This is a genomic window from Desulfurivibrio alkaliphilus AHT 2, from assembly GCF_000092205.1.
Taxonomy (GTDB): Bacteria; Desulfobacterota; Desulfobulbia; order Desulfobulbales; family Desulfurivibrionaceae; genus Desulfurivibrio; species Desulfurivibrio alkaliphilus.
Genome location: NC_014216.1, coordinates 2765087 through 2789972 on the forward strand (window position 1 = coordinate 2765087; position 24886 = coordinate 2789972).

The 24886-nt window shown below is 60.4% G+C and carries 23 protein-coding genes; 16 read left to right on the plus strand and 7 right to left on the minus strand.

Features of this window, described 5'->3' with window-relative positions:
• Window positions 1-10 precede the first annotated feature (10 nt).
• Together DAAHT2_RS12065 and DAAHT2_RS12070 are read right to left on the minus strand one after the other, a co-directional pair.
• Entirely contained in the window at window positions 11-1513 is a 1503-nt protein-coding gene (locus DAAHT2_RS12065) for an NfeD family protein (protein WP_013164554.1), read from the minus strand.
• A gap of 42 nt (window positions 1514-1555) precedes the next feature.
• A complete protein-coding gene (locus DAAHT2_RS12070; protein WP_013164555.1) occupies window positions 1556-2902 on the minus strand; it encodes an O-acetylhomoserine aminocarboxypropyltransferase/cysteine synthase family protein in 1347 nt (448 codons plus the stop codon).
• Window positions 2903-3320: 418 nt separating this feature from the next.
• On the opposite strand from DAAHT2_RS12070, the gene DAAHT2_RS12075 reads away from it, so the two are divergent.
• From DAAHT2_RS12075 to DAAHT2_RS14075, 12 genes are all read left to right on the plus strand, one after another.
• Window positions 3321-3803, plus strand: a complete 483-nt coding sequence (locus tag DAAHT2_RS12075) for a type II secretion system protein (RefSeq protein WP_013164556.1) — start codon at window positions 3321-3323, stop codon at window positions 3801-3803.
• Complete coding sequence (locus DAAHT2_RS12080) at window positions 3800-4174, plus strand: prepilin-type N-terminal cleavage/methylation domain-containing protein (protein WP_013164557.1); 375 nt, start codon at window positions 3800-3802, stop codon at window positions 4172-4174. The genes DAAHT2_RS12075 and DAAHT2_RS12080 overlap by 4 nt, the downstream gene beginning before the upstream one ends.
• 9 nt (window positions 4175-4183) lie before the next feature.
• On the plus strand, window positions 4184-4666 hold the full coding sequence (locus tag DAAHT2_RS12085; protein WP_041719008.1) for a prepilin-type N-terminal cleavage/methylation domain-containing protein: 483 nt from the start codon (window positions 4184-4186) through the stop codon (window positions 4664-4666).
• A gap of 5 nt (window positions 4667-4671) precedes the next feature.
• Window positions 4672-6627 carry a hypothetical protein gene (locus tag DAAHT2_RS12090; protein WP_013164559.1) on the plus strand — a complete coding sequence of 652 codons (1956 nt, stop codon included), beginning with the start codon at window positions 4672-4674 and terminating at the stop codon, window positions 6625-6627.
• Window positions 6628-6630: 3 nt separating this feature from the next.
• Window positions 6631-7485: an ExeA family protein gene (locus tag DAAHT2_RS12095; protein WP_013164560.1), complete on the plus strand. Its 855-nt coding sequence runs from the start codon at window positions 6631-6633 to the stop codon at window positions 7483-7485.
• A 177-nt stretch (window positions 7486-7662) separates the two neighbouring features.
• Window positions 7663-9645, plus strand: coding sequence for a hypothetical protein (locus DAAHT2_RS12100; protein WP_013164561.1), 1983 nt, complete (start codon window positions 7663-7665; stop codon window positions 9643-9645).
• Complete coding sequence (locus DAAHT2_RS12105; protein WP_013164562.1) at window positions 9642-10184, plus strand: hypothetical protein; 543 nt, start codon at window positions 9642-9644, stop codon at window positions 10182-10184. The genes DAAHT2_RS12100 and DAAHT2_RS12105 overlap by 4 nt, the downstream gene beginning before the upstream one ends.
• A gap of 30 nt (window positions 10185-10214) precedes the next feature.
• Window positions 10215-10727, plus strand: coding sequence for a general secretion pathway protein GspB (locus DAAHT2_RS12110; RefSeq protein ID WP_013164563.1), 513 nt, complete (start codon window positions 10215-10217; stop codon window positions 10725-10727).
• A 47-nt stretch (window positions 10728-10774) separates the two neighbouring features.
• Window positions 10775-12295, plus strand: a complete 1521-nt coding sequence (gene pilQ / locus DAAHT2_RS12115; RefSeq protein WP_157861480.1) for a type IV pilus secretin PilQ — start codon at window positions 10775-10777, stop codon at window positions 12293-12295.
• A gap of 27 nt (window positions 12296-12322) precedes the next feature.
• Window positions 12323-14023 carry a GspE/PulE family protein gene (locus DAAHT2_RS12120; protein WP_013164565.1) on the plus strand — a complete coding sequence of 567 codons (1701 nt, stop codon included), beginning with the start codon at window positions 12323-12325 and terminating at the stop codon, window positions 14021-14023.
• A gap of 74 nt (window positions 14024-14097) precedes the next feature.
• Entirely contained in the window at window positions 14098-15312 is a 1215-nt protein-coding gene (locus tag DAAHT2_RS12125) for a type II secretion system F family protein (RefSeq protein WP_013164566.1), read from the plus strand.
• A gap of 136 nt (window positions 15313-15448) precedes the next feature.
• Entirely contained in the window at window positions 15449-15865 is a 417-nt protein-coding gene (locus DAAHT2_RS14075) for a type II secretion system protein (RefSeq protein WP_013164567.1), read from the plus strand.
• Between the two features lie 109 nt (window positions 15866-15974).
• Here the strand turns inward: DAAHT2_RS14075 and DAAHT2_RS12135 are convergent, their stop codons facing one another.
• A complete protein-coding gene (locus DAAHT2_RS12135; RefSeq protein ID WP_013164372.1) occupies window positions 15975-17336 on the minus strand; it encodes a transposase in 1362 nt (453 codons plus the stop codon).
• Window positions 17337-17982: 646 nt separating this feature from the next.
• On the opposite strand from DAAHT2_RS12135, the gene DAAHT2_RS12140 reads away from it, so the two are divergent.
• Both DAAHT2_RS12140 and DAAHT2_RS12145 read left to right on the plus strand, forming a co-directional pair.
• Window positions 17983-18687: a DUF1722 domain-containing protein gene (locus DAAHT2_RS12140; RefSeq protein ID WP_013164568.1), complete on the plus strand. Its 705-nt coding sequence runs from the start codon at window positions 17983-17985 to the stop codon at window positions 18685-18687.
• A gap of 128 nt (window positions 18688-18815) precedes the next feature.
• The gene (locus DAAHT2_RS12145; RefSeq protein WP_013164569.1) at window positions 18816-19295 is read left to right on the plus strand and encodes a hypothetical protein; all 480 of its coding nucleotides are present in this window, start codon (window positions 18816-18818) and stop codon (window positions 19293-19295) included.
• Here the strand turns inward: DAAHT2_RS12145 and DAAHT2_RS12150 are convergent.
• The 4 genes from DAAHT2_RS12150 to DAAHT2_RS12165 all read right to left on the minus strand — a co-directional run bounded on the left by DAAHT2_RS12150 (window position 19285) and on the right by DAAHT2_RS12165 (window position 22735).
• Entirely contained in the window at window positions 19285-19809 is a 525-nt protein-coding gene (locus tag DAAHT2_RS12150; RefSeq protein WP_013164570.1) for a hypothetical protein, read from the minus strand. The genes DAAHT2_RS12145 and DAAHT2_RS12150 overlap by 11 nt on opposite strands.
• 64 nt (window positions 19810-19873) lie before the next feature.
• Window positions 19874-21094 (minus strand): HD-GYP domain-containing protein, encoded by a 1221-nt coding sequence (locus DAAHT2_RS12155; protein WP_013164571.1) that lies wholly within the window; start codon window positions 21092-21094, stop codon window positions 19874-19876.
• Window positions 21091-21762, minus strand: coding sequence for a helix-turn-helix domain-containing protein (locus tag DAAHT2_RS12160; RefSeq protein ID WP_013164572.1), 672 nt, complete (start codon window positions 21760-21762; stop codon window positions 21091-21093). The genes DAAHT2_RS12155 and DAAHT2_RS12160 overlap by 4 nt, the downstream gene beginning before the upstream one ends.
• Before the next feature lie 28 nt (window positions 21763-21790).
• Complete coding sequence (locus DAAHT2_RS12165; RefSeq protein WP_013164573.1) at window positions 21791-22735, minus strand: AAA family ATPase; 945 nt, start codon at window positions 22733-22735, stop codon at window positions 21791-21793.
• Window positions 22736-22956: 221 nt separating this feature from the next.
• Here DAAHT2_RS12165 and DAAHT2_RS14080 point away from each other — a divergent pair, with 221 nt between their 5' ends.
• Both DAAHT2_RS14080 and DAAHT2_RS12175 read left to right on the plus strand, forming a co-directional pair.
• Window positions 22957-24558 (plus strand): ATP-binding protein, encoded by a 1602-nt coding sequence (locus DAAHT2_RS14080; RefSeq protein WP_013164574.1) that lies wholly within the window; start codon window positions 22957-22959, stop codon window positions 24556-24558.
• A complete protein-coding gene (locus tag DAAHT2_RS12175; RefSeq protein WP_013164575.1) occupies window positions 24518-24886 on the plus strand; it encodes a response regulator in 369 nt (122 codons plus the stop codon). Before DAAHT2_RS14080 ends, DAAHT2_RS12175 begins: the two co-directional genes overlap by 41 nt.

The following is a 24886-nucleotide window of genomic DNA, read 5'->3' on the forward strand; positions in this document are numbered from 1 at the left end:
CTATTCCACGCTATTGAACGTCCAACTCCAGGCCGCGCACGCCGGTGACCTTCACCTTCCGGCCCTTGTTTACCGGCCCTTTGGCCTGGGCCAGCCAGTTTTCACTGTGCACTCTGATCCAGCCGCGGTTTTGGTCGTCGAAGTCGGCCAGGGCTTCCCCTTCGGCTCCCACCATTTCCTCGTTGCCGGCCACCACCGGCCGCTTCCGGGCCTTAAGGGCCATTCCCACCACCACTACCAGAAAGAGCACGGTGGCCACCGTTACCCCGATGATCAGGGGCCAGGGCAGGGTAAATCCGGGCGCAGTTGTATCCATCAGCATCACCGATCCGATTATGAAAGCCACCAGCCCGCCCATGCCCATGATCCCGAACGATGGCATCATCATCTCGGCGGTCATAAAGGCCACCCCCAGCAGGATCAGCCCCATGCCGGCGTAGCTGATGGGCAGCAGTTGGAAGGCGTAAAGCGCCAACAGCAGGCTGATGGCTCCGATTACCCCCGGGATCATGAAGCCGGGGTTGTAGAATTCCAACAGTATACCGTAAACTCCCAGCAGCATCAAAATATATGCTACGCTGGGGTTGGTGATGACGGCCAGGAAACGGTTGCGCCAGTCGGGCTCGATGAAAATCAGTTCCGCCTCGGCGCTGGTCAGCACCACCGTGGCCTGGGGCACGGCCAGTTCCCGGCCGTCGATCTGGCGCAGCAGATCGCGGATGTCTTCCGCCACCAGGTCCACCACATTGATCTCCGCCGCCTCCGAGGCCGACAGGCTGACCGCTTCCCTTACCGCCTTTTCCGCCCATTCCACGTTGCGTTCCCGCAACTGGGCCAGGCCGCGAATGTAGGCGGTGGCGTCTTCGATCTGCTTGCGGGCGAGGGCATCGGCCGTCGGCGGTTCCTTATCCTCTTTTTGCTCCTGGTCGTCGCTGTCTTTATCATCGTCGGCGGGCGTTCCCGGCGCCCCGCCGGGGCCGCCGATGGCCACCGGGGTGGCGGCCCCCAGGTTGGTGCCCGGCGCCATGGCGGCCACATGGCTGGCATAGAGAATATAGGTGCCGGCACTGGCGGCCCGGGCCCCGGAGGGATGGACAAAGGTGGCCACCGGCACCGGCGAGGCCAGGATGTCCTTAATGATCTCCCGCATGGCGGTATCCAGCCCGCCGGGGGTATCCATTTGCAGCACCACCAGTTGGGCGCCCATGGCGGCGGCCTGGTTCAGCCCCCGTTTAAGGTAATCGGCGGTGGCCGGCCCGATTGCGTCGGCTACGGTCAGCACCACCACCGGCGCCACCTTGGCCTTCACCTCATCGGGCATCTTTTCCCCCAGGGTAATCTCCCCGGGCGCCGTTGCCCCATTGCCATTGTTGCCGTTACTGCCGACCGCATTGTCTCCACCGCCGGCCATTCCCGGCGCCAGGGCGGCGGCCCACAGGGGGGCGGTCAGCAACAGCAGCAAAAACAGCCGCCTGATAAGGGTAACGGGGGCGTGCAGGAATAATTTATTCATCTTCTGGTCAGTCCTCTAATAATATGCGCAGTTGCCGCAAAATTACCCCAGGGCCTGGCTTAGGTCGGCCTTGATGTCGTCGATATGCTCCAGCCCCACCGACAGCCGGACAAAATCCGGCGACACCCCGGCGGCCCGCTGTTCATCGGGGGTCAGCTGGGAGTGGGTGGTGGAGGCCGGGTGGATGGCCAGGCTTTTGGCATCGCCGATATTGGCCAGATGGCTGAAGAGTTTAAGGTTGTTGATAAACTTTCGCCCGGCTTCCAGCCCGCCCTTGATCCCGAAGCCCACCAGGGCACCGAAGCCGCCTTGGAGATAACGGGAGGCCATGGCATGGGTGGGGTGACTCTCAAGGCCCGGGTAGAGCACCCACTCCACCGCCGGGTGCTGCTCTAAAAAGCGGGCCACCGCCAGGGCGTTGGCGCAGTGCCGTTCCAGGCGCAGGGTCAGGGTTTCAATGCCCTGGAGAATAAGAAAACTGTTCATCGGCGAAAGGCAGGCGCCGGTGTCGCGTAGCAGGATGGTGCGGGCCCGGATCACGTAGGCCGCCGCCCCCACCGCATCGGCCCAAACCACCCCGCCGTAAGAGTTGTCCGGCTCGGTGAGCATGGGAAACTTGCCGCTTTCCTTCCAGGGAAACTTGCCGGAATCAACGATTACCCCGCCGATGGAGTTGCCGTGGCCGCCGCAGAACTTGGTAAGGGAATGGACAACGATATCGGCGCCATGTTCCATGGGGCGGCACAGAGCCGGGGTGGGCACGGTGTTGTCGACGATCAGGGGAATCCCGGCCTGGTGAGCGATTTCGGCAATCTTGGCGATATCCGGGGTGTCCAGCCTGGGGTTGCCGATGGTCTCCAGCAGCAGGCAGCGGGTGTTTTCGTTGATGGCGGCGGCAAAGCTCTCCGGCTGGTCGGCCGCCACGAAGGTGGTGCTGATGCCGTAGCGGGGCAGGGTATGTTGCAGCAGGTTGTAGGTGCCGCCGTAAAGGCTGGAGGCGGCCACCACGTTGTGGCCGGTTTCGCAGATGTTCATGATGGCGTAAGTGATGGCCGCCGAGCCGGAACTGGTGGCCAGCGCCCCCACTCCCCCTTCAAGCATCATCATCCGCCGTTCCAGCACGTCGGTGGTGGGGTTCATGATCCGGGTGTAGATATTGCCGGTGGCCTCGGAGGGAAAGTCCTCCGGCCGCAGACCGTCGGTGTCCAGGTTGAGCCGCGGCGCCCAGACCTCGGGTTTTAAGGCAAAGAGCGAGGCTGCGTCGTCGGTGTCGGCAAAGACGTAACTGGTGGTCTGGTAAATGGGCACCGCCCGGCTGCGGGTGGCGATATCCGGGGTGTGCCCCCCGTGCAGAGCGATGGTTTCGGCCTTCCAGTCTGGTTTGCGCATGGCGGCGATCCTTCAGAATTTAAAATAAGGTGGTAAAAAAGCTTGGCCGGGCGGAATCGTTGCGAACTCACTGCCGGCTGCCTCGGTCAGGTTTATACTTTCACAAGTTGGCGGGAGAATGTCAACATTGAAGAGGAATAAGGGTATGCTCGGCAAGGGTTGTTTTTTCTTGCGGTGGTCTGTTGGCTGTGCAAAATGGAGGTGAGCCAGGGCGCCTGCTTTTTTGCCGCCGGATCACGGCCCTGTTGTAACGCTGCATGGGGGAGCCGCCGTCGGGCAGGTATTGCAAGATAAATTGACAAATAATTGCAGTCCGAAGTATAATCATAATTATTGTGGCAAAGGCAACCAGTGCGATGGTGGCTGGCTGCCGCAGAACGGCTTTCGACTACTACCTGCCGAGGATGGCGGACAACTTATGGCAGCAGCAAATCGGCTAAACAGTAAGGCCGGCTTTACCTTGGTGGAAGTCATCGCGGTGCTGGTGATTATTGCCATCCTGGTGGCGGTGGCGGTCAGCCGGGTGGGGGATAACCGCAGCCGGGTGGTGGCGGCGGCGGACAAGCTCAAGGTACATCTGCGCCACGCCCAGCTTCTGGCCATGCACTCCGAGACCTCCTGGGGGGTGAGTAGTGACGGTTCCAGCTACTGGCTTTTTACCGATGGCGACACCGGCAACCAACGAATTTTTCTGGGAGAAGAGGCCGTTACCGTGAACCTGCCCGACGGGGTGAGTTTGGACGGTGGTTTTACCGTCTCTTTCGATAGCTGGGGCAGGCCGTACGACGTAGCTGACCCGTCCGGCGCCAGTCCAGTGGATACAAACCAGACATTATCCGTTAACTCTCCCGGGCACTCCATAGCCATCACCATAACTCGTGAAACGGGGTTTATTCCATGAAGCTATCGGGTTGCAAACAAGGCTTCACCCTGCTGGAGATTATCATCACCCTGGTGGTGGCGGCCCTGGCCGGACTGGTGACCTTTACCTTTGTCAGTCACACCGTGGTCCGCAGCGGTGAGCCGGTCCATTCCGCCCAGGCCTTGGCCCAGGTCAAGGCTCCCCTGGAGGAGTCGACCGCCCTGTATAACGGTTATTTGCGCGAAGAGCTTACCTGGAGCGAATTCAAAAGCGAACTGGATATTCTCCTCGCTGCGCACAATGGCCCGGAACCGGAACCAGTTAATATTTCGGGTGAAGATTTTGAGATTCTGCAGGTTACCTTCACCGGGGCGCACGGGCAGGAACTGACGGCGCTTTTCTCGCAATAGGGGGAGAAAGTGTTTGCATCATCAGCGAAAAACCGCCGCCAAAGGGGTTTCACCCTGATTGAGGTGATCGCGGTGCTGGTACTGGCGGCCATGCTGGCCGCCATCGCCGGAGCGGGCCTGACTTCCATTGCCCGGGGCTACCTGATGGCCCGGGAAAGCACCGCCATGGCCCAGAAGGCGCAACTGGCCCTGACCCGCTTAAGTAATGAGCTGAAGGTTTGCTACGACTGTTTTGGCGATAACGACCTTTCTTTGCCGGCTTCCTTCAATAATACCCAGGGCCACAGGGAAGTAGCTTTCAACGATAAAGGTGAGATCACCCTCAACGACGGGATTCCCCTGATTGACCGGGTGAGCAGCTTTTCTCTGGCCTACGACGACGACAACGGCAACCCGGATTTGGTGATAATTACCTTCGAGCTGGAACATCAACAGACGGGTGGAACACTGAAATTCAGCACCAGTGTGCTGCCCCGCAATTCATACAGGTGATTGGCATGGGCAAGGCCGGGCAAAATAGGGTCGTACAGCGGGTATGTTCCGTAATCGCCCCCGATCGCTTAATGGGCGGGCAAAATCGGCCGCCAGCGGTAAGCTTGTTGGGCAACCGCCAGGGTGGGGTGTTGCTGGGGCTGGTGGCGGCCATGCTGATGGCCGGGGTGCTGGGGGCGGGAGCCGCCTCCATGCTGGGTACCTCCTCGTTGCACGAGGTACGGGCCAATTACGGTGAGCGTGCTTATTACCTGGCCGAGTCCGGCTTCCGCTACGCCGCTTCCGTTTTACGGCATGATGGGGCCGAGGAATTCTGGGCTATGGACGGAGAGAAATTTGATGTTCCCGGCGGTGGTTCTTTCTTCCTGGAACTGAACGAGCTCACCGATGATGAGGATTATGATTCAGAATATGAGGTTGCAGGAGAGCAGGCTGTTGAACCGCACGGCAGTCTCGAATTGGCCGGCGGGGCTAATCTGGCCCCTCGCAACGGTTTGTTCAGTTACCAGGGCGGTTGGTACCGCTACCGTGAGTTTGTTGATGATACCTTGGTGGAGGTGATCGCTGCCCCCCCCAACCGGCGAGAGGCGCAGGGGGAGCAAACGATTGACAAAGGGGAGAGTCTGCAGCTGAAGTCCGGTTCGGAAATTCCGCCCGAAGGCCATTTTTACTACCAGGACACGAAATACACCTATGAAAACTTGTCCGGCGGGGCGTTACTCGGCATCAGTGGTGATGCCGACGATTTTCCGCTTACGGTGGAGGATGGTGAACAACTTCGTTTCCCGGCGGCTTTTCCCCTGAAGGTTGCTGTCGGAGAGAGCATCAGGTTTGCCTCGATCTTAGAGGTTCGCTCCACCGGTGAATACCCCGGTGACACCAGCAATTTGAACGTCAAGCGCACCGTCACCTACTGGTTTTACAGCGCCGACGCTTTTCCCCCCATGGTGGATGATGACGGTTTTTATGGTGACGGGGAAATGATTGCCAGTGACATGGATAGTTTTGGCGAAGGGCCGGGGGCTAAGGGTAAAGGTGCACCGTTGGGGAAATTTGGTGCCGTGGAGGTGGATGGCGCGCCGGCCATTCAGTTGCAGGGCATGAATCCTGGCGGGCAGCACCCCATGACCTCGTTGATTTATGACGGTCAGGTCGGGCCCGAATACGAGGTGCAGGTTAAAATAAAAATTGAACAAGACCTTGAGCCAATGGCCTATATGGCCGGAATTACATTTCGCCTGCAAGGAGGTGGAAATACGCCGGGGCAACTGGGGCAAGGTTTTTACGGAGTTTCTTTTGTCAAGGGGCATCCCGATGCCAGCGGTAATAACGCGCCACCTGCTGGTATTGTTGATAACATAGGTGAAGGACCACACATTGTATTGTGGAAACCAGATAGTGGGGGGGCCAATTTTGGTGCCAAATTGTTAGCCTCGCATTCTCTGGTTGGGTCATCCATTGTCGATGAAGATGGGCGCCTGAAAGATTGGAGCACCTTGCTGGTCAGGGTTCGACAGCTTGGTGAGCCGGGTGAAGAGTATAACAGCATTCTGGTGATGTATGGTGATCATGCCCTGGCCTCGGTCATCGGTGACGACAATGCCTACAACGATGATGTCAGGCTCAGTTCGACCAGGGGGGGAGTCCAAAGTAACGGGGCCCAGGTTTTGCCATGGCCGCCAAATGAGATAGGGCAATGGAAAGAGGATGTCGATTACTTTACGGTTACCACCATTGATAAAACTGACGATGATGAAAACCTCGGTTATGAGTCCGAATCGGTAGCGGAGGTCGGTCTGCACACTTGGGGCCACAATCTAGTTGTATGCACGGGGCAAGGGGCCAACGAAGTTTGTGACGGCTTGGTTTACTTTGACAACTTCGGAATTCGCGAAGCCGGGCAGGCCCCCGTTTCCGGCGGCGTCTTCGGCGGCGGTTACATTCCGCCCATTCAGCAGTAACCCATGCAATACTACCAACTCCTCGATCTGCAGCGGGAACCCTTTGCCAACTCGCCGGACCCGCGCCTGCTCTATCTTTCCGAGCAGCATCACGACTGCCTGCAGCAACTGGAACTGGCGGTGCGGCTGCGGCGGGGGTTGAGCGTGGTAATCGGCGAGGTGGGCACCGGCAAGACCACCATCTGTCGGCGGTTGATCCGTAACCTGGGCGGGGAGGGGGACCGCCGGACCATCACCCGGCTTTTTCTCGACCCCAACTTCCGCTGCAGCCAGGAATTTCTGGCCGATATCGGGCGCTCCTTCAAGCTCGGCGGCGATGAACTGAAAGAGCTTAACGAGCGGGAACTGCGGGAGCGGCTCTACAACTTCCTGCTGCAGGAAAGTCTCGAGGCCGACCGCAATGTGCTGCTGATCATCGACGAAGGCCAGAAGCTGCCTGACTTTTGCCTGGAGGTGTTGCGCGAGCTGCTCAACTACGAAACCAACGACCGCAAACTGGTCCAGGTGCTGATTTTTGCCCAGGAAGAGTTCAAAGCGCAGATCAGGCGGCATAACTATTTCCAGGATCGCATCGCCTTTTTCTTTCATTTGCGCCCGCTGGGTTTTCGCGAAACCAAGGCGTTGGTCAACTTCCGGCTGCGGCAGAGCCACCGCCGCCCGGCCACCGCCGACGATCTTTTCACCACCCCGGCCCTGTGGCTGATCTACCGCTACAGCGGCGGTTATCCCCGGCGCATTGTCATGCTTTGTTCCCAGATTCTGCTGGCCTATATTGCCCGCGGCAGCCTGGAGACCGTCGGGCCCCGCCGGATTCGCGCCTCCCTGGTGCGCGCCTGTGCCCGGCGGGTGTTTAGTTGAGCAGGGAAGATTATAAAAAAGAAAAATAGGTTGATATTTCGTTTGGGTTGCATTATCAGGGGAAAGCTGCTTTAACAGACAGTTGTAGGCTGAGCCGCCGACGTTCGGTGGTTTACAAGAGGTTTATAATAATATTTCCCGCCTGGTAGTTTTACGGCACAGGGTCGGTTACAGTTGATGGGTCGCCGCACAGAACTTTCCGCCACCGAAAAATTGCTGGACCTGATTCGTTCCGGCGAGGACCACGACGGTCCGTCCCCGCGGGAGAATGCCGCGCCGCCGTCCGCCGCCTCGCCGCCTCCCGCCGCCGGACCGGCCCGGGCCGAGGCCGCCGGGCAGCGGCCGGAGCACTGTCCCGTACCGTCTTCACCCAAACTCTCTCCCTGGTGGTCCACTGTTGCCGCCAAGCTGCCGGGCTTGAGCCGGCGGCACCGCCAGCTTACCGTGGGGGTTGCCCTGCGCCCCGATACCGTGGAACTGGCCGTGGTGGGGCATATCCATGGCCGCCGGTTGTTGCAGGAGCACCAAGTTTACAGCGTACAGCAGGAAACCGGCGGCGGCGCGGCGGCCCCGGATGACCGCTGGCTGGATTCCGCCGCCATGCAGGCAACCCTGCGCCGGGCCCTGGCGGTGGTTCAGGCCGGCCCTGACGGCGGCTCCCGGGCCCTGGAAATCTGGACCGAATTGCCCTGGCACCAGGTGGATGTGCATTTGCTGACCATCCCGCCGACGGCGGCGGCGGAAGTGGCCAACGCCGTGTTCTGGGCGGCCCGGAAAAATATCGAGCATTTTAACCCCAAGGCCCATATCCTCGACTTTGTGCTCCAGCCGAAGGCCGAGGCCGACGGCAAGAGACAGGCGGTGGTCTTTCTGGCCCCCCGGGCGGTGGTGGAGCGCCTGCGCAAGCTGTTCCGCTCGCTGGGGTTCTCTCTGGCCGGTATTACCGCGCCCTCTACCGCCCTGCGCCATCTTTGCCTGCAGGAGCGACTGAGCGGCGGCGACCGGGCTTTTTCCCATTTGCGCCTGGAGGAGCACAACTCCTTTATCTCCTTGTTCCAGGACTGCGACCTGGTCTTCAGCCGGGACATCAAAACCGGCCTGCAAAGTATTTTGGAAGTTGAGCCGGTGGTCGTCGGCGGCCGGGAGATCGTGCTGCCGACAACGGCCGGCAACGAAGAGGAAGCGGGGGAGCCGGCGGGCGAGGGGAGTGACGAACTGGTCCTCGATGCCGCCGGCGAGGTACAGGAAACGGAGCCGGCCCGGTTTGATCCCCGGGCCCTTACCCGCCTGGTGCGCCAACTGGAGCGCACCTTCGATTACTGCCAGGCCAACCTGGGGCTTCCCCGGCCGGAACGGATTTACCTGTCCAGCCCGATCAAGCTCGATTCATCGCTGTTGGAAAAAATTGAAGATGAACTGGGCCTCGGCTGTGACTGGCTCGATCCCTTTGCCAACGATCAGGGCTGCGGGCCTCTGGCGGCCGCCCCCCCTTACGAGGCCTTTGCCCGCCAGCAGTTGGCCCCGGCCATCGGCCTGGCCTTTGGCGACCGCCGACACAGCCTCAACTTCCTGCTGACCTATCCGGACAAGGAAAAACAGCAGTTGGCCCACCGGGCCAATCAGGCCGTGGTAGGGCTGTTCATTGCGCTGGCCCTGGGGCTGGCCGGACTTTACGGCTGGCAGCAGCAGGTGATAACCGAACTGGACCGGGAATATTCCGCCCTGGAGCAGCAGCGCCGGCAACTGGCCGTTACCCAGTACGACGAGGCTTACCTGGCGGCGCTGGCGGCGAAAGCCGGCCGCTATCAGGATGAAATTCGCCAGGGTGCCCGGCGGCAGCAGTTGTTGTTGCTGCTCACCGAGGTGCAGGAGCTGGCCCCCTCGGGTGTGGCCCTGCTCTCGGTGCAGGCCCAACGTCCGGCGGTGGCAGCAGACGAAAAAGGCCCGACCCTGGAGTTAAGGGGGGTGATCGGCGGTCGCCCGGCGGAACGGGACTTGCAATTGGTGCGCTATCTGCGGCGGTTGGAGGGTTCCGAGCTGGTGCGGGAGGTCAGGGTGGTGCGGCGGGAAGAGCGGGAAACCACCGCCCAGGTCAATGTGCTTTATTTCCAGTTGCAGGTTGCCGCCCACCGGCTGTTTGAGGGAGGGCAGGGCCGATGAACACCGTGATCTGGCGAGAAAAACTGAAGGTAGCCTTCAATGCCCACAACCTGGCGGTGCTGGGCATGAGCTCCCTGCTGCTGGCGGCTTTTGGCTTTGGGCTGGTGTTGCCCTCTTTTAAGGAGGCCGACCGGCTGGCGGCGGAAATTCCGGTGGAGCGGGTGCGTCTTGAGCAGACCCGGGAGATTCATCTGGTGGCCCAGGCCCTGGATGACCAACTGGCCGTGCTGCGCGAGGCGGCCGCCATGGCCCCCCGGGAATTCGGCCCGCAAGACCGGGAATCGCCGGTGGCGGTGCGCCGCCTGGCTGCAGAATACCGGGTGGCGGTGCGGGAGTTGAGCCTGGAGATCCCCGATAACCTGGCGTCGTCGGAGACGCTCAAGTTGTGCCTGCAACTGGTCGGCGGGTTGGAGTCGTTGCGCCGCCTGGCCCTGGATCTGGTTTGGCTGCCTTCCCTGGTGGAACTGGCGGAGATCAAGGTGGAACGGGACCTGGATGGTTTTCTGCTGACGGCGCTGCTGCTGGTTGATGACCAATAGACCGGTGACTATCGTGCAGAGGAGAGAGTCTTGAAAACCACGCGGGAAAAGATCATAGTCGGCCTTATGGGGCTGGCGGTGCTTTATTTCGTTTACGATTTTTTCCTGGTCGCCGAGCCCGAGCCGCCGGCCCCCACCGCCAGGCATGATGCCGCGCTGATCATGGCCGTGGAGTTGCAACGGGACTTGGCGGCGGGCAAGTTCGAGCCGCCGGAGTCGGCGCTGCAGGCCGTGGCCGAATTGCAGCAGACCTTATGGTCGGCCGATCTTTTCGTCTCGTCGGACTTTCTGCTGCTGGATGAACTGCCGAAAGAGCCGCGTGAGCATGTGGTCCTGGAGGAACTGCGGGCCGCCGCTGAGCGGCTGGTTTATTCCGGCTACCTGAAAATGGGCGACCGGCGGCTGGCGGTGATCAACGGTAAAGAGTACCAGCGCGGCGATACCGTGGTGGGCGATATCCGCCTGCAGCGGATCGAGCCCCAATACCTGGAGCTTGGCCTGGGCGGGCACGCGGTGCGGCTGGCCATCATCGATCCGAACTAATGGGAACGGTTACAGGCAAATCAATGGTCAGAGAGGTAGGCCTTACCATGAAATCACGTGCTGTCGTATTGCTGTTGGCGCTGCTGCCCCTGCTCTGGCTGGCCGGGGCCTGCTCAACCTTGCCGGAGCCCAAACCCGAGCGGGATGAATTTTTTGAGCAGTGGCGGGAGCTGGTGGAAACCTCGCAACCGGTGATCCGGCCCGAACGGCTGGCTGAGCCGGAGGTGGAGGCGCCGGCGCCGGAAGTGCTCCCGCGTCGGCCGCCGCGCACGGTGGCCGAACGCACCTCCGAACTGCACACTGCCCTGCCCACCACCCCCACCTCCATCAACCTGGTGGATGTGCCCATCGGCACCGCCATGCGCTCGCTGGCCCGGGTGGCGCAGCAGAATATCATCATCAACCCCAGTGTGACCGGTAACGTCAATATCCATGTGGAGCAGGTGCCCTGGAACGACGTGTTCATGAGTATCATCGAAAGTTACGGGCTGGTGGCGGTGGTTGAAGGCGGGGTGATTCGGGTGATGTCGGTGGAAGACCTGCGCCGCCAGGTGGAGCGCCAGGGCCTGTACCTGGAGGAGGAACATGTCAGCCCGCTGCAAACCCGGGTGGTCCCGGTCCGTTTTTCCGAGCCGGCCTCCCTGGCCGAATCCCTTACCCCCATGCTGAGCCGCGACAAGGAAGGCAACCCCCGCGGCTCGGTCACCGTGGATCGCCACACCCGCTCCCTGGTGATCCGCGATACCGCCGAAAATCTGGAACGGCTGACCTCCTTCCTGCAAGAGGTCGACCAGGCCACCCCCCAGGTACTGATCGAGGCCCATATCATTGAGACCAACCAGGAGGTGGCCCGGGAACTGGGAGTGCAGTGGGGCTCTTTCTGGCGGGGGCAACAGCGGGTCAGCGATGCGGCCGGCGGTTTTACCTACCAGGCGGGCAACCCCATCGGCGAGCAGTACAGCCTGGATGTTTTAACCGGCGAGGTGGGCTTCTATACCGCCTCGGTGGCCGGCAATATCCTGGAGATGCAGCTGCAGGCCCTGCAACGGGAGGGCAAGGTCAACATCCTCTCCCGGCCCTCGGTGGCCACCCTGGACAACCACGAGGCGGTGCTGGAAAGCGGCACCGAGGTGCCCTACCAGTCCATCGAAGACGGCACCACCAGCGTTCAGTACAAAGACGCGGTGCTGCGGCTGCTGGTCACCCCCCAGGTGATCTCCCGGGAGAACATCAAGCTTAAAATCGAGGCCCAGAAGGACGAGGTTGATCTTACCCGCACCGTTATGGGCAATCCCTTCATCATTAAAAAACTGGCCCAGACCAACCTGATCGTGGAAGATGGTTCCACCGTGGTGATTGCCGGGCTGGCCAAGGAGCGCCAGGCCAGCAGCAGCACCGGGGTGCCGCTGCTCAAGAATATCCCGGGGCTCGGGGTGTTTTTCCGCAGCGATGCCCGGGCCGGTGAGTTTGAAGAGTTGCTGATTTTCATCACCCCGCGGATTCTAAGCGCCGACAACCTGGAAAACCGGGATTACGGGCAGCTCCGCGAATTGCCCAGCCTGCGCTGAACGGCTCTTACAAGCGGTTGACAAGGAATGCTTAAGACCAGAAAAAAATTGGGCGACATGCTGGTGGAATCCGGTCTGCTGACCGCCGACCAGCTCCAGCAGGTGTTGAGCGGTCAGCGCCGAAGCCAGTTGCGCCTGGGTGATTACCTGATCCAGCAGAACATCGTGCCGGAAGAAGAGATCATCCGGGTGCTGGGCACCCAGCTGCATATCTCCCGCTACGATAGCGATAAAAACCCGGTTACCCCCGAAGCCGCCAAGATTCTGCCCCGGGACATGGCCATGAAGTACAAGGTGGCCCCTTTGGGCCAAGATGCCTTTGTGGTCCGCATCGCCATGGTGGACCCGCTGGACATCGCCGCCCTGGACGCGGTGGAAGGCCACACCGGCCTGGAAGTGGAGCCCCTGATCTGTGCCCAGTCCGAGTTTCCCCTGCTGATCAACGGCATCTACGGCTTCCATTCGGCGGTCAGCGAGGTGCTGCGCGAGGTGGAAGGCGAGGTGGAGGTCGGCCCGGAAGAGCAGGAGAGCGACGCCGTGGCCCTGGGGGTGCTGCAGGATATCGCCGGTGCCGCCCCGGTAATCCGCCTGGTCAACTCCATCCTCAGCCAGGCGGTGCAGGAGGGGGCCAGCGATATCCACATCAGCCCGGAAAAAAACCGGGCCCAGGTGCGGCTGCGCATCGACGGCAAACTGCACGAGATCCCGCCGCCGCCCCGCAACCTGATTCCCGGTATCATCTCTCGGATCAAGGTGCTGGCCGGCATGGATATCGCCAATGTCCGCATTCCCCAGGACGGTCGCTTCAATATCAAGGTGGACAACAAAGAGATCAACATCCGCGCCTCCACCCTGCCCACCATCTACGGGGAAAACCTGGTCCTGCGGCTGCTCTTTGTCAGCTCCGGGCCGCTGACCATGGACAACCTGGGGCTCTCCGGCGAGGATCATCGCAAGATCATGCGGATGATCAAGCAGCCCTACGGCCTGGTGTTAAGCGTCGGCCCCACCGGCAGCGGTAAATCCAGCTCCCTGTGCGCTTTTCTGCTGGAAATCATGTCGCCGGAGATCAATATCGTCACCCTGGAAGACCCGGTGGAGTACCGCCTGGACGGGGTGCGCCAGGTGCAGCTCAACCGCAAGGCCGGCATGACCTTCGCCTCCGGGCTGCGCTCCATCCTGCGTCAGGACCCCGACGTGGTGCTGGTGGGGGAAACCCGGGATGCGGAAACGGCCCAGATCACCACCCAGGCGGCCCTTACCGGTCACCTGGTGTTCACCACCCTGCACACCAACGACGCGGTGAGCACTATCTCCCGGCTGCAAAACATGGGCATCGAACCCTTCCTGGTGGCCTCCAGCCTGGTGGGGATCATCGCCCAGCGCCTGGTGCGCCGGCTCTGCCCGCAATGCGCCGAGCCCTACCAGCCGGCCCCGGAGATCCTGGAGTTCTGGGATCTCCATAACCGGGCCGGAACCCAGTTCAAAAAGCCGGTGGGCTGTTCGCTCTGCATGAACAGCGGCTACCGCGGCCGGGTGGGGATCTATGAAGTTCTGGTGGTGGACGGCGAGGTGCAGGAGATGATCCTGAACCACAAAAGCAACGCCGAGATCGTCAGTCATTTGCGCGGCCAGGGCAAGCTGGTGCTGCTCAAGGAGGCCGCCGCCGACAAGATCGCCGCCGGGGTTACCTCCTTCGAGGAAGCCGCCCGCACGGTACTGACCTGAGATGAAAGCGATGGTGCAGGGGCAGTCGAGATATCGACCGAGGGTTCTGCCAAGAGTTCTGCAGCGAGTTTTTCATGGCTAAATTCGATTACCAGGCCACCACCGAGAGCGGCCGCCGCCTGGCCGGCACCATCGAGGCCGCCTCCCCGGATGAGGCCACCGAACTGCTCTGGGCCCAGGGCATGGCCCCGGAAAAGGTGACCCGGGCCAAGGAAAGTGACACTTCCAGCTTGCTGGACTTGCTGCTGGCCGGCAAGCCGGTAAAGCCCCAGGACGTGGTGCTGTTCACCAAGCAGTTGCGAACCCTGCTGAAAGCCGGGGTGGCCATCACCCGTTCCTTAGAGATTCTACAGGATCAGAGCGAGCACCCCCAGATCAAGCGCAGCCTGGAACGGATGGTGACCGATATCGAGGAAGGCGCCACCTTGGAGGCGGCCTTCCGCCGGCACCCTAAAATCTTTTCCAAGCTCTACTGCAGCATGATCCGGGCCGGCGAGGCCAGCGGCTCGCTGCCCGAGGTGCTGGACCGGCTCAGTTACATCCTGGAGCACGAAAACAAGGTTAAAAACGATATCAACACCGCCCTGGCCTATCCCAAGATCGTCAGCCTGGCCCTGCTCGGGGCCTTTCTCTTTCTGCTGACCATGGTGATTCCCCAGTTTGTCTCCACTTTCGACCGGGCCGGGATTGAGCTGCCCCTGCCCACGGTACTCAGCATTGCCATGTACCGGCTGCTCACCGAGCACTGGTTGGTGCTGCTGGTAGTTCTGGCGGCGGGTTTTTTCGGGCTGCGGGCGTACTTTAATTCGGCGGCGGGCTATGTGGTCAAGGGGCACCTGCTGTTGCGCCTGCCCATTGTCGGCCCGCTCTTTTTGCGCAGCGCCATGTCCCGTTTTTCCAGCATCTTTGCCATTCTGCTGGCCAGCGGGGTAACGGTGATGGAGTCGCTGGCCATTATCTCCGAGGTCATCGGCAACGGTGCCATCTCCCGGGAGTTTGAAAAGCTCAAGGCCAAGATCGAAGAGGGGCGGGGAATCGGCGGCCCCCTGCGGCAGGCCCGCTATTTCCCGCCGCTGGTGATCAACATGGTGGAAATCGGCGAGGAATCCGGCTCGCTGGATGAAATGCTGCAGGCGGTGGCTAACCACTACGACTCCGAGGTGGAGTACGCGGTCAAACGCCTCTCCGATGCCCTGGGCCCCATCCTGGTGGTGGGCCTGGCGGCGGTGGTGGGCTTTTTCGCCCTGGCCATCTTCATGCCCATGTGGGATCTAACCCAGATGGTGTAACACCCTAAAAAACTTGGCTTAGTCACCGATAGCTGGTATCATGAAAAAAGTAACTTATATTAACAAATGAAAACAGTTTGGCCCCGCTTGGGGGCAGACACGGGAAGGTAGAATCAATTAGACAGGAGGCGAAAAGATGGCACAGAGAAAGTTAACCCGCTCCCAGGGAGGTTTTACCCTCATTGAAATCATCGCCGTGCTGGTGATCTTGGGCATTCTAGCCGCGGTGGCGATACCGCGGTTTATTGATTTGCAGAGTGAATCACAAGAAAAAGCGGTGGAGGCTGCTTTAGGGGCAGCTAGTTCTAACGTGACCATGAGTTACGCACGGTTTCTGCTTGTCAATTCTGCTGCTCCTACGGGTATAGATGGAAATGCCTGGACTGGTGCGGCTGGGACTACTAATCAGACAATTGAAACCAGTCGTTCCCGATTTGGCCGCCTGCCCAACAACTTGATGCCACTGGCAGCCGGTTTCACATTTTTTCGGTGGTTATTCAGGGCTGATAGCACCCAATCGCCACTGTTATTGGCCGAGCTGGCCGAAATATAGTCGATTTGGCCGTTTTTTGGCAACAGCACTCCGCTGCAGCCGTCGGCAGTGTCCGACAGACGTTCTGATCTTTGACAAAATATTCCCCCGGCCGGGTGGCCGGTGCCGGTCATTCCAACTGCGGCAGGGGTTTGCCCCGGCCGACGATGTGGAGCAGGATCGCCTCCATGGACGGGCAATCCAGCAGTTCAAAACGGTTTCTGATCCCCGACCAGAGTCGCCGTTTACGTTTACGGAAAACCAGCGCCTCCCTGAACAGCGGACAACAGAGCTGCTGAACCTGGTCCACCAGAAAGGCCAGTACCGTGAGGTGAACGAAGACGGCGGAAAGGTGCTTTTGCCCCAGGCCGTAGTTGTGCTCCAGGTTGTAGCCCTGGTTCTTGAGGGTGTTGAAGGTCTCGTTTTCAATCCGCCACCTGGCCCGGCCAGCCCGCATGATCTGGTAGACGTTGGCGGCGGTGATTTCCAGGTCGGTGACCCAACTGAAGCGGATGACCTTGCCCTTGCCGTCAAGCTGCCAGTACTCCAGCAGGTTTACCCGAACCTCCGGATTAGACTTGTTGAGCGCCAGATCGTTAACGAAACGGTAGGTGTGGAGAATATCCGGCTGCTGCTCGTCGGCCCGGGATAACTCCACCGCCTGGCCAGCCCTGAGTGCCTCATCCATCTGTTCGAAGAGATGACCATGATCTCCCGGCTTGGCCCCCAGGATGAAGTGGTGACCATCCTGACGCAGATCCTCGATATGGGGTGCGTTGGAGCTGAGACCATCTTCGATCACCACGCACTTAAGGTGGGGATGCTCCCGCCGGAACTCGGTCAAAAATCGCCGGGCGGCCTTGCGCTCGCAGTCCTGCTTCTTGCTGCCATCCTGCTGGACGATCATCTCCGGACAAAGCGGAATCACTTCCCGCTGCTCGGGATGAACAATGGCCGCCCCCAGCATCTGCTGGTAGTATTCCACCTGCCCGTTGCGCTTGCGCTTCTTCAGGCAGTATGGCGAGCCGACCTTCTCCGAGGAGTAGATGCCGGTGCCGTCCAGGGCCAGCAGATAGTGGCCGTCTAGCCAAGTCATCTTTTCCAGCACCTTGCCTCGTTGAAGCTGGCGGAAGATGCTGCGGAACGGCCGCCGCAGATGCCGGGGGTCCACCTCATCGCAGATGGTTCGCATCTGGCTGTCGCTGGGGATATCGTTTACTTTGTACACTCCGTGCAGGCAGGTGGGGTCTTCCCGCCACTCATCCTCGAAGGCCAGCAGGGAGGGATGCTTGAGGGAGAACATGGCAAAGCCGCTGGTCAGCGCGTCCACCAGGGAGATACTGGCGTTGGCGGCCCGGTGGTCGGCGATCTTGCCGAAATCCTCCCGAATAGTGGTGATGAGGGCGTCGAAGTTCAAGTGCTTGCGCTGGCTGATTTTATCTTGACGACGGCTGGCGAGTTGCTTTTGGCGAATGAGTTGGTGGACATTCATGGCGATCTCCTTGTAGGTTGTTGATTTTCCTACAAAAATCGCATCCACCCTCTCAAGGATTTGTCAAGCTGAAAATCGCCTCCGGCGTAAATTTATCATTTTGTTTTATCGTTGTTATTGCTTATGGCCGTATCCGGCAAACACTACTTGCCAGACGCATCATGCCATGGTTAAAAAGTTTACGAAAGACAGAAAATTGTATAACGTGAAATCAATGAGTTATATTAAGTTGGGAACTGCTGAATTGAAACAGATTTAGGCGATTTTACCGCATCCTACTCGTATGAAGATGGAGAAGTAACTATAGAGATTACAGGTGGTCCTGATTGGTTTGATGCTTATACAGGGGAAGATGAAAAGACATTCACAGTGCAATAAAGGCTGGTTGAGGTCAACTCTTGTAATGCAACACCTCTGATCTGAGGAACAAAGGGGGACGTACATAAAATTATAAGTTTCCCAACCTGACCCTGACCTTTTCAGTGAACGGTCAAGAGCGTCAAACACGACATCGAAGCCCCAACTCCGGTTGCATTCTGCACTGGAGTTGGGGCTTTGACGTGCAAAAGGGGTCTGACCCCTTTTCTGTTTCCCGCCAGGGGAAAGCATCCGCTGTTTTCCGGGCGGCAAAAAAGGGGGCCAGGCCATGCGTGTTTGGGATATTCACCCCGGTTACCTGAACCGGCAAAGCCTGTTGGGTGAACACCGGGAGTTGCACGGTATTGTGGCCATTATCAGCCAAGGCAAAAAGGGCTACGCCAACCATCCGGAAACCAGGCGCTGGCAGAGTTACGGCTGGGCGCTGCAGCAACGGCACCGCCTGTTGGCCTGCGAGATGGCCCTGCGCGGCTTCACCGATCGCAGCCCGGTTGCATTGACCGGCAGTGAAGGCAACTGGCCGGCCGTTTACCTGGATGAGCCGGCCGCCCAGTATCGGCTGCTGGGCCAAAAATACCAGCATAAGGAGCAGGGCCGGATTCCACTGCCCCGCAACAGCCAGCAACTCTGGGCCCAGCACAAGTATTCGGTGCTGGCCCGCGACCCAGGGCTGTACCAAAAGATCGGCGCCAGCCTGGCCCGCCCGGGCAACCGGGGCTTCGCCCCGCTGGCCCGGCTGCTGGCCGAAACCCTGCGCTTGCCCCCCAGCCCCGGCGGCATCGGCAATGCGGCACAACACCTCTGGGGCTACGTCTCCGGCCCGGACTGCGGTGGCAAGCCCCCGGAGCTCGCCTCCTGGTCGCCGGCCGAACTGCTCCGGGAAACCCAGCAAAGAACCATGGCCAACCAGGTAACTTACCTCCTCCACTCCACCGCCCTGAGCGACCTGGCAGCCTGGCCGGATAGCCCTTGAATTTGTCCTGCCGATCTACAGCATCGGCGGTGCGCTTTTGGATGAAAACGGTTGACGCCCCGGTGATTTTGCCTTAAATCCTTAGGCTGTTCTGGTGGTTTTTCCCTTTTGTCTGCAAGGCGAGTTTTATGGCTAAAGAAACTTTTATGAGCAAGTGGGGCCTGGTGATCAGGCAGTTTGTGGCCATTGCGATCCTGCTGGGTTTGCTGACGGCGGTGGTGGTGAGCCGGATGGAAGGCGGCGGGCCCGAGTATAACGCGCAGGTGGCCGAGCTGAAAAGTCACCTGCGCCATGCCAAGCAGCGGGCCGAGGAGGCCGCTGTAACCGGAGATTACCAGTTCTGGGGGATCAAAAGAAACGGGAGCAGCTACCAGTTGGTGGTCATCGATGCCGAAGGCAACCGGTTCCACCGGCTGCTGCCGGGGCAGGAGCGGATTTACATAGAGGCCGACCGGCTGAACTTTGTCGATGCCTTCCGGGTGGTTTATTTCGATGACCAGGGCCGCCCCCATGTGGGCGAACCGCCGCGCCCGGCCACCCGCGACGTGGCGATCACCACCGGTTACCGGCCGGTTAGGGTGATTAGCAACACCGGGGTTATTCCCTAACCTGGCGTACCAGCAGTTCCCGTACCGCCGCCCGGCCATCCAGGCCCTCCGCCTCCAGCCAGTAATTATGGCGCCCTGCCAGCCAGTAGTAATGTTCCCGCCCCTGGCCATGCACCCGGATCACCTGCCGGCCGTCAAGCAGCAACTCATGCCGGTCGCTGAAAAACGGGGTGTCGGGCATGCGCCGATCCATTTCCCGATATAGAAAAAGAGCCTCTTCCTCGGAAGGGGAAATCCCCAGCCAGACCACCAGCTTGCGGCCCGGTTCGCCATAGCTTACCTGGTAGGCCTCGGTAAAACCGATGGCTGTGCCGTGCAGGCGGCCCAGGCGCCGTTGGGCCGCCGGGCCGCTGATCAGCTCGGTTTGCTCCAGCCCGGCCAACTGTTGCGGCAGGGGGGGCGGCTCGGCTGCCCGCTGGTGAGGGTAGAAAATAAACCAGGCCATAACGGCCAGTGCCCCCAGGGCAAAGAGATAAAAAAAGCGGCGAGTGTCGGTGCTGGTTGGAGTTGGCATGATTAAGTCCGTAGGTAAGCTTGGCTGATCGCTCGAAGATGCGGTGCTGATGAGCGATCACGTTTCAGGTAACTTCCAGGGCTTTAAGGGGGTTGATACCCCAGCGGGCCGGCAGCTCATGGCAGATGATCCGGTCGGCTCCTCCCTTGCCCGGTTTGGCCAGGTCAAGATCCCGGGGAAAAACCGCCCAGTCGCGGTTGGTATCATATACCAGGCGCACCACCGGCTGCAGCAGATTCTGGCCGGATTCCACCACCACCGCCAGCATGCCGCTTTCCAGCCGCACCAGGGTGCCCGGCGGGAAAATGCCGATGCACTTGATGAAACGCTGGACCAGTTCGGCGTTAAAATGGCTGTGGCGCCAGCCGTAAAGCCGGCGCAGCACTTCGGCCTGTTCCATCCCCCGGTGGTAGCAGCGGTCGGCGCTGAGGGCGTCGAAAACATCGGCGATGGAGGCCATCTGGCCGCCCCGGCTGATGGCCTCGCCGTTCAACCCGTATGGGTAGCCGGTGCCGTCGAATCTTTCATGATGCTCCAGGGCGATCTTGGCCACCGGCAAGGAGATGGCTGCGGTGGCGGCTAAAATTCTGCGGGCCTTCAGGACATGCTCCTTGATCTGCCGGAACTCTTCCTCGCTGAGCTTTCCTGGTTTGTTGAGAATATGCGGGGGAACGGCCATTTTTCCCACATCGTGCAGCAGGCCGCCCAGCCCGATGGTGCGGGTGGTCTCCCGGTCGAAACCCAGCGAGTGGCAGAAGGCCAACAGCAGTACCCCGACGTTAACCGAATGCTCGAAAGTGTATTCGTCGGTGTTGCGCAGGCGCATCAGCAGCAGTAGGGCGTCCTTGTTGTGGCTGATGGAGGTGTCCAGGCCGCTGACGGCGGTCTCGGCCTCTTTCAGTTTTAGCTCTTTGCCCTCCCGCACCGAGCGCAGCAGATCCTTGGCCACGGTTTTGGCCTGGCGCCGGGCCTTTTCCGCCCGCACCAACTCCCGGCTCAACGGTACTTGCTTGCCAGCACCCATCTCCGGCAAGTCGGCCATGGGCAGCGGCCCGGGGGCAGGCGGTGGCTGAACGGGCGCCGGTTCGGGTGCGGGCCGGGCAGGGCGGGGGTGTTCTACTTCAACGTAGACATGGCGGACCCCCCAATTTTTCAGGCGCTCGATATCCGCCGCACTTTTAACTTTGCGCCGGTTGAAGAGAAAGGGGTGCTGCAGCCAGCCACAGTCGAAACGGCGGACATACATGCCCGGCTGCAGATCGCTGACGGGGATTTTGACGATCATGGCCGCCACCAGCTTTTTTTCCTGGTTACCGGTTGCTCATCCGGTTGTTCCTGTCCATAACGGCGCAGGTAGTCCGCCACCACGCGCTCCGGCTGGTAACCCAGGGCCTGGGCGAACAGGGCCAGGTAGCCCCGAAGGTAAACCCGCACCGGCAGGCGGTAAAAGTTTTCTTCTTCGATGGCTTCCAGGTAGCGGGTGCCGATATTGGTCATTTCCGCCACGTCCTTGATGGTCAGGTCGCGCTGGATCCGCAGTTGGCGGAGGACAGCGCCGGTGAATTCCTTAATCTCCGCCGGGGGCGGGGCCAGCTTGTCCGGCAGGTGCGGCCTGGTGTGGTCATCGGCCTGGTCGGTAGCCGGCTCGTCACTGCCGGTGGCTGCAACAATTTCGTCGGCTTTCTCCCCTTCAGCTTTTTCTGCTTCCGGCCGGGCCAGCAGGATGTCGTATTCTTGCCGGCGGCGGGGGTCGATCAGGGTCCGGTAGGCGGTATCCAGCTGTTGCCGGACCTGTTGCAGTTCCGTGGCCGAGAGCAAAGAGTAGATGGCGTTGGAGTCGTCGGCAAAGGTCCGGCGGGCCCGGGCGTAGGCCTGCTCGATCTCCTGGGCGGTGGCCCGGGAGGTTAGTTCGAGCAGTTCGTAGTGATTTAACTCCGCCATTTTTGGAGACATGCTTGCCTCTGTTTGGCCTTTGACCGCTTCAGGCGAAAGGGCTTTCCAGTTGCCGGCAAAGCAGCAGGTTCTGCACGATGTGTTCCAGGGAACGATGGGGCCGGGAATCGGGGTGTTCCAGGGCCAACGGTCGGCGCCGGCGAATCGATTGCCAGACACAATCATCATACTCAATATAGCCCGGATATTCCAAGTCGATGCCGAAGTAGAGCTTGGCCGCGCTCCGCATGGAAAAGCCCAGCCGGATATCTTCCCGGGAACGAACCTGGTTGATGATCAGCTTCGGTTTAAAGGTTTTTATCTCTGCTTCCAGCCGCCGGCCGGCTTCCGGTTCCATGCCCTTGATGCACTGCAACAGATCGTGGGGGGTTTTGAGGCCCAGGGTGTTTTTCTGGTCTTTGGCGGCCTCTACCACTTCCTTGAGGGCATGATTTTCTACGGTTGCGCGAAATTTGCGGTAAAAAGCGCTCTTGATAAAACGGTAGACATTTTCAATGGAGGTCGGTTCCGGCAGTACCACCAGCAGGCCGTGATCCGAGAAGAGGAAAAAGTCCAGCACATTGAAAGAAGTGCCGGCTCCCAGGTCCAGAATGATGTAATCGGCCTCGATTTTGCCCAGGTGCCGTAGCAGGCGGTCTTTCTGGCCGTGCACCGGGTTGGCGGCATCGAGGAAATCCCGGGCGCCGCTGATAATTTGCAGGTTGCTGATGCCGGTGTCGGTGATTACCTCGTTGAGGTTTTCGGTGCGCCGCTTGATAAAGTCGGAAAGGGTTACTTCCGGGGTTTCCAGGCCCAGGGTGGTGTGTACGTTGGCGCCCCCCAGGTCGGCGTCCACCAGCAGTACTTTTTTGTTGAGCCGGGACAGGATGATCGCAATGTTGCAGGCGATCAGGCTTTTGCCGATCCCACCTTTGCCGCCGCCGATGGACCAGATCTCCTTTTGCTGCAGAGCGCTTTGGTTGCTGGCTGTCATTTTTCCACCTTGCCCGAACCTGTGGCACGGATATTCGCTTACGGCCCGTTATACCGTTAGGTTAGTACCACTGGTGAACGGTTACAGACCGCACCGGCGACGCTGGTGTTGCCCGGCTTGATTGAGGCTGCAAAACAAGATAGCATAAATATACTGGCGTTTCCGGTTAAATTTTAGTGGCTCAAGTTTGCCGTTGCCGACCAATCTGCTTGAGGTGTCAGATGAAAAACATTCTGGTGGTGGATAATCATCCCCTTATCCGCCGACTGCTCAGCGCCCGCCTGGAAAAACTGGGTTATACCGTGCGCACCGCCGCCGATGGCCTGGACGCCCTGGAAACTCTGCGTGAGTTTGTGCCGGAATTGATCATCGTCGACCTGGTGATGCCCAATATCGATGGCGCCAAGCTGTGCCGGATTGTCCGTTCCCGCCCGCAACTGGCGGGTGTTTGCCTGGTGGTGCTTTCCGCCGTGGTGGCCGAGCAGGGGTTCGAGCTGGCAAGCTGCGGCGCCGATGCCTGTATCGCCAAGAGCAGTGCCGACCGGATTTTTGCCCATCTTGATATGGTGCTGGCCGACCTTGCCGGCCATGGGCGGATTCTGGAGGAGCATCGGCTGCTGGGTGGGCAAGAGGTGTTCCGGCGGGAAATCAGCTGGGAACTGCTCTCCCTGCAAAAGCACCATGAGATGGTTTTGCAAAACATCGCCGACGGGGTGCTGGAACTCAGCCCCAACGGCAAGGTTATTTACGCCAACCCCCGGGCTTTGCTCTTTTTCGACTGCCGGGAGGAAGAGATGCTGGGCCGCAGCCTGCCGGAGGTCTTGGAGCAGGAGACGGCGGAAATCCTGACCCGGGCGCTGGCCGGCCCGCCCCAAACGCTATGTCTGGCGGAGCCGGTCTACCTGCCCAGCCGGCAGGTGCAGATGTCACTGCATCCAGTGGAGGACGACGGCCAGTACACTTATGTCGCTTTGCTGCACGATGTCACCGCCGCCCGAGCCGCGGAGCTGGCCCTGCGGCGCACCTCCGACCATTTGCGGCAGTCGCTGGCCGAGCTGCGCAGCGCCCAGAACGTGCTGGTCCGCCAGGAAAAGCTGGCCTCCATCGGCACCCTGGCCTCGGGGGTGGCGCACGAGATCTTAAACCCTCTCAACATCATCGGCACCATTGTGCAGGTGATGCAAATGGAGGAGTTGCCGGAAATAATTAGTGAGCAGTTGGACGAGGTGATGGTGCAGATCAGGCGGGCCACCAAGATTACCAACAGCCTGCGGATGTTTTCGCACCGGGGTAAAGCGGAGATTGAAGAGTTGGATATCCACGCTTTGCTTGACAATACCCTGGAGTTGGTGAAGCATAGCCTGGCGGATGATCACATCGAGGTGGAGAAAAAATACACCCCGGGCCTGCCGGCGATTGCCGCCGACCCGGACCAGCTGGCCCAGGTGTTGCTGAACCTGATCAACAACGCCCGGGATGCCATGCGCGGCCGCCCCACGCGGCGGCTGTCGCTGACCACCCGGCGGGTGGAACAGGGGGTCGGCCTGACCGTGTCCGATACCGGCTGGGGGATCGCCCCCGAGCATCTGCATAAAATTTTTGATCCTTTTTTTACCACCAAGGATCCCGGCAGCGGCACCGGCATGGGGTTGGCGGTGGTCTATTCCATCGTTGAAGGGATGGGGGGGATGATCGAGGTTGCTTCCAGGCCGGGCCGGGGAACCGATTTCTTTATGGTGCTGCCCTTGCCGGAGCAGGGGGTAAAAACCAGGGGGAGGGAAGATGAGCGCGGACAAGGGGAAAATCCTGATCGTCGACGATGAATATGTTTTTTGCAAATCGCTGAAACAGTACCTGGATAAGATCGGGTACCAGGCCGTGGTGGCCACCAGCGGGGAGCACGCCCTTGATCTGGCCCAGGAAGAGGTGCCGGACCTGATGACCCTGGATATCCGGATGCCGGGGCTTAACGGTTATGAAGTGCTAAGCCGGATCCGCCGGCTGGCCCCGGAGATGCCGGTGGTGGTGATCACCGCCGTCGACGTGCCGCGGATGGAGGAGATGCTGCAGCACTCCGGTGCCCAAGCGGTGCTGCACAAGCCCGTCAACCTGGAAGAAGTGAGGCGGGTGCTGGAGCAACTGCTTAACTGA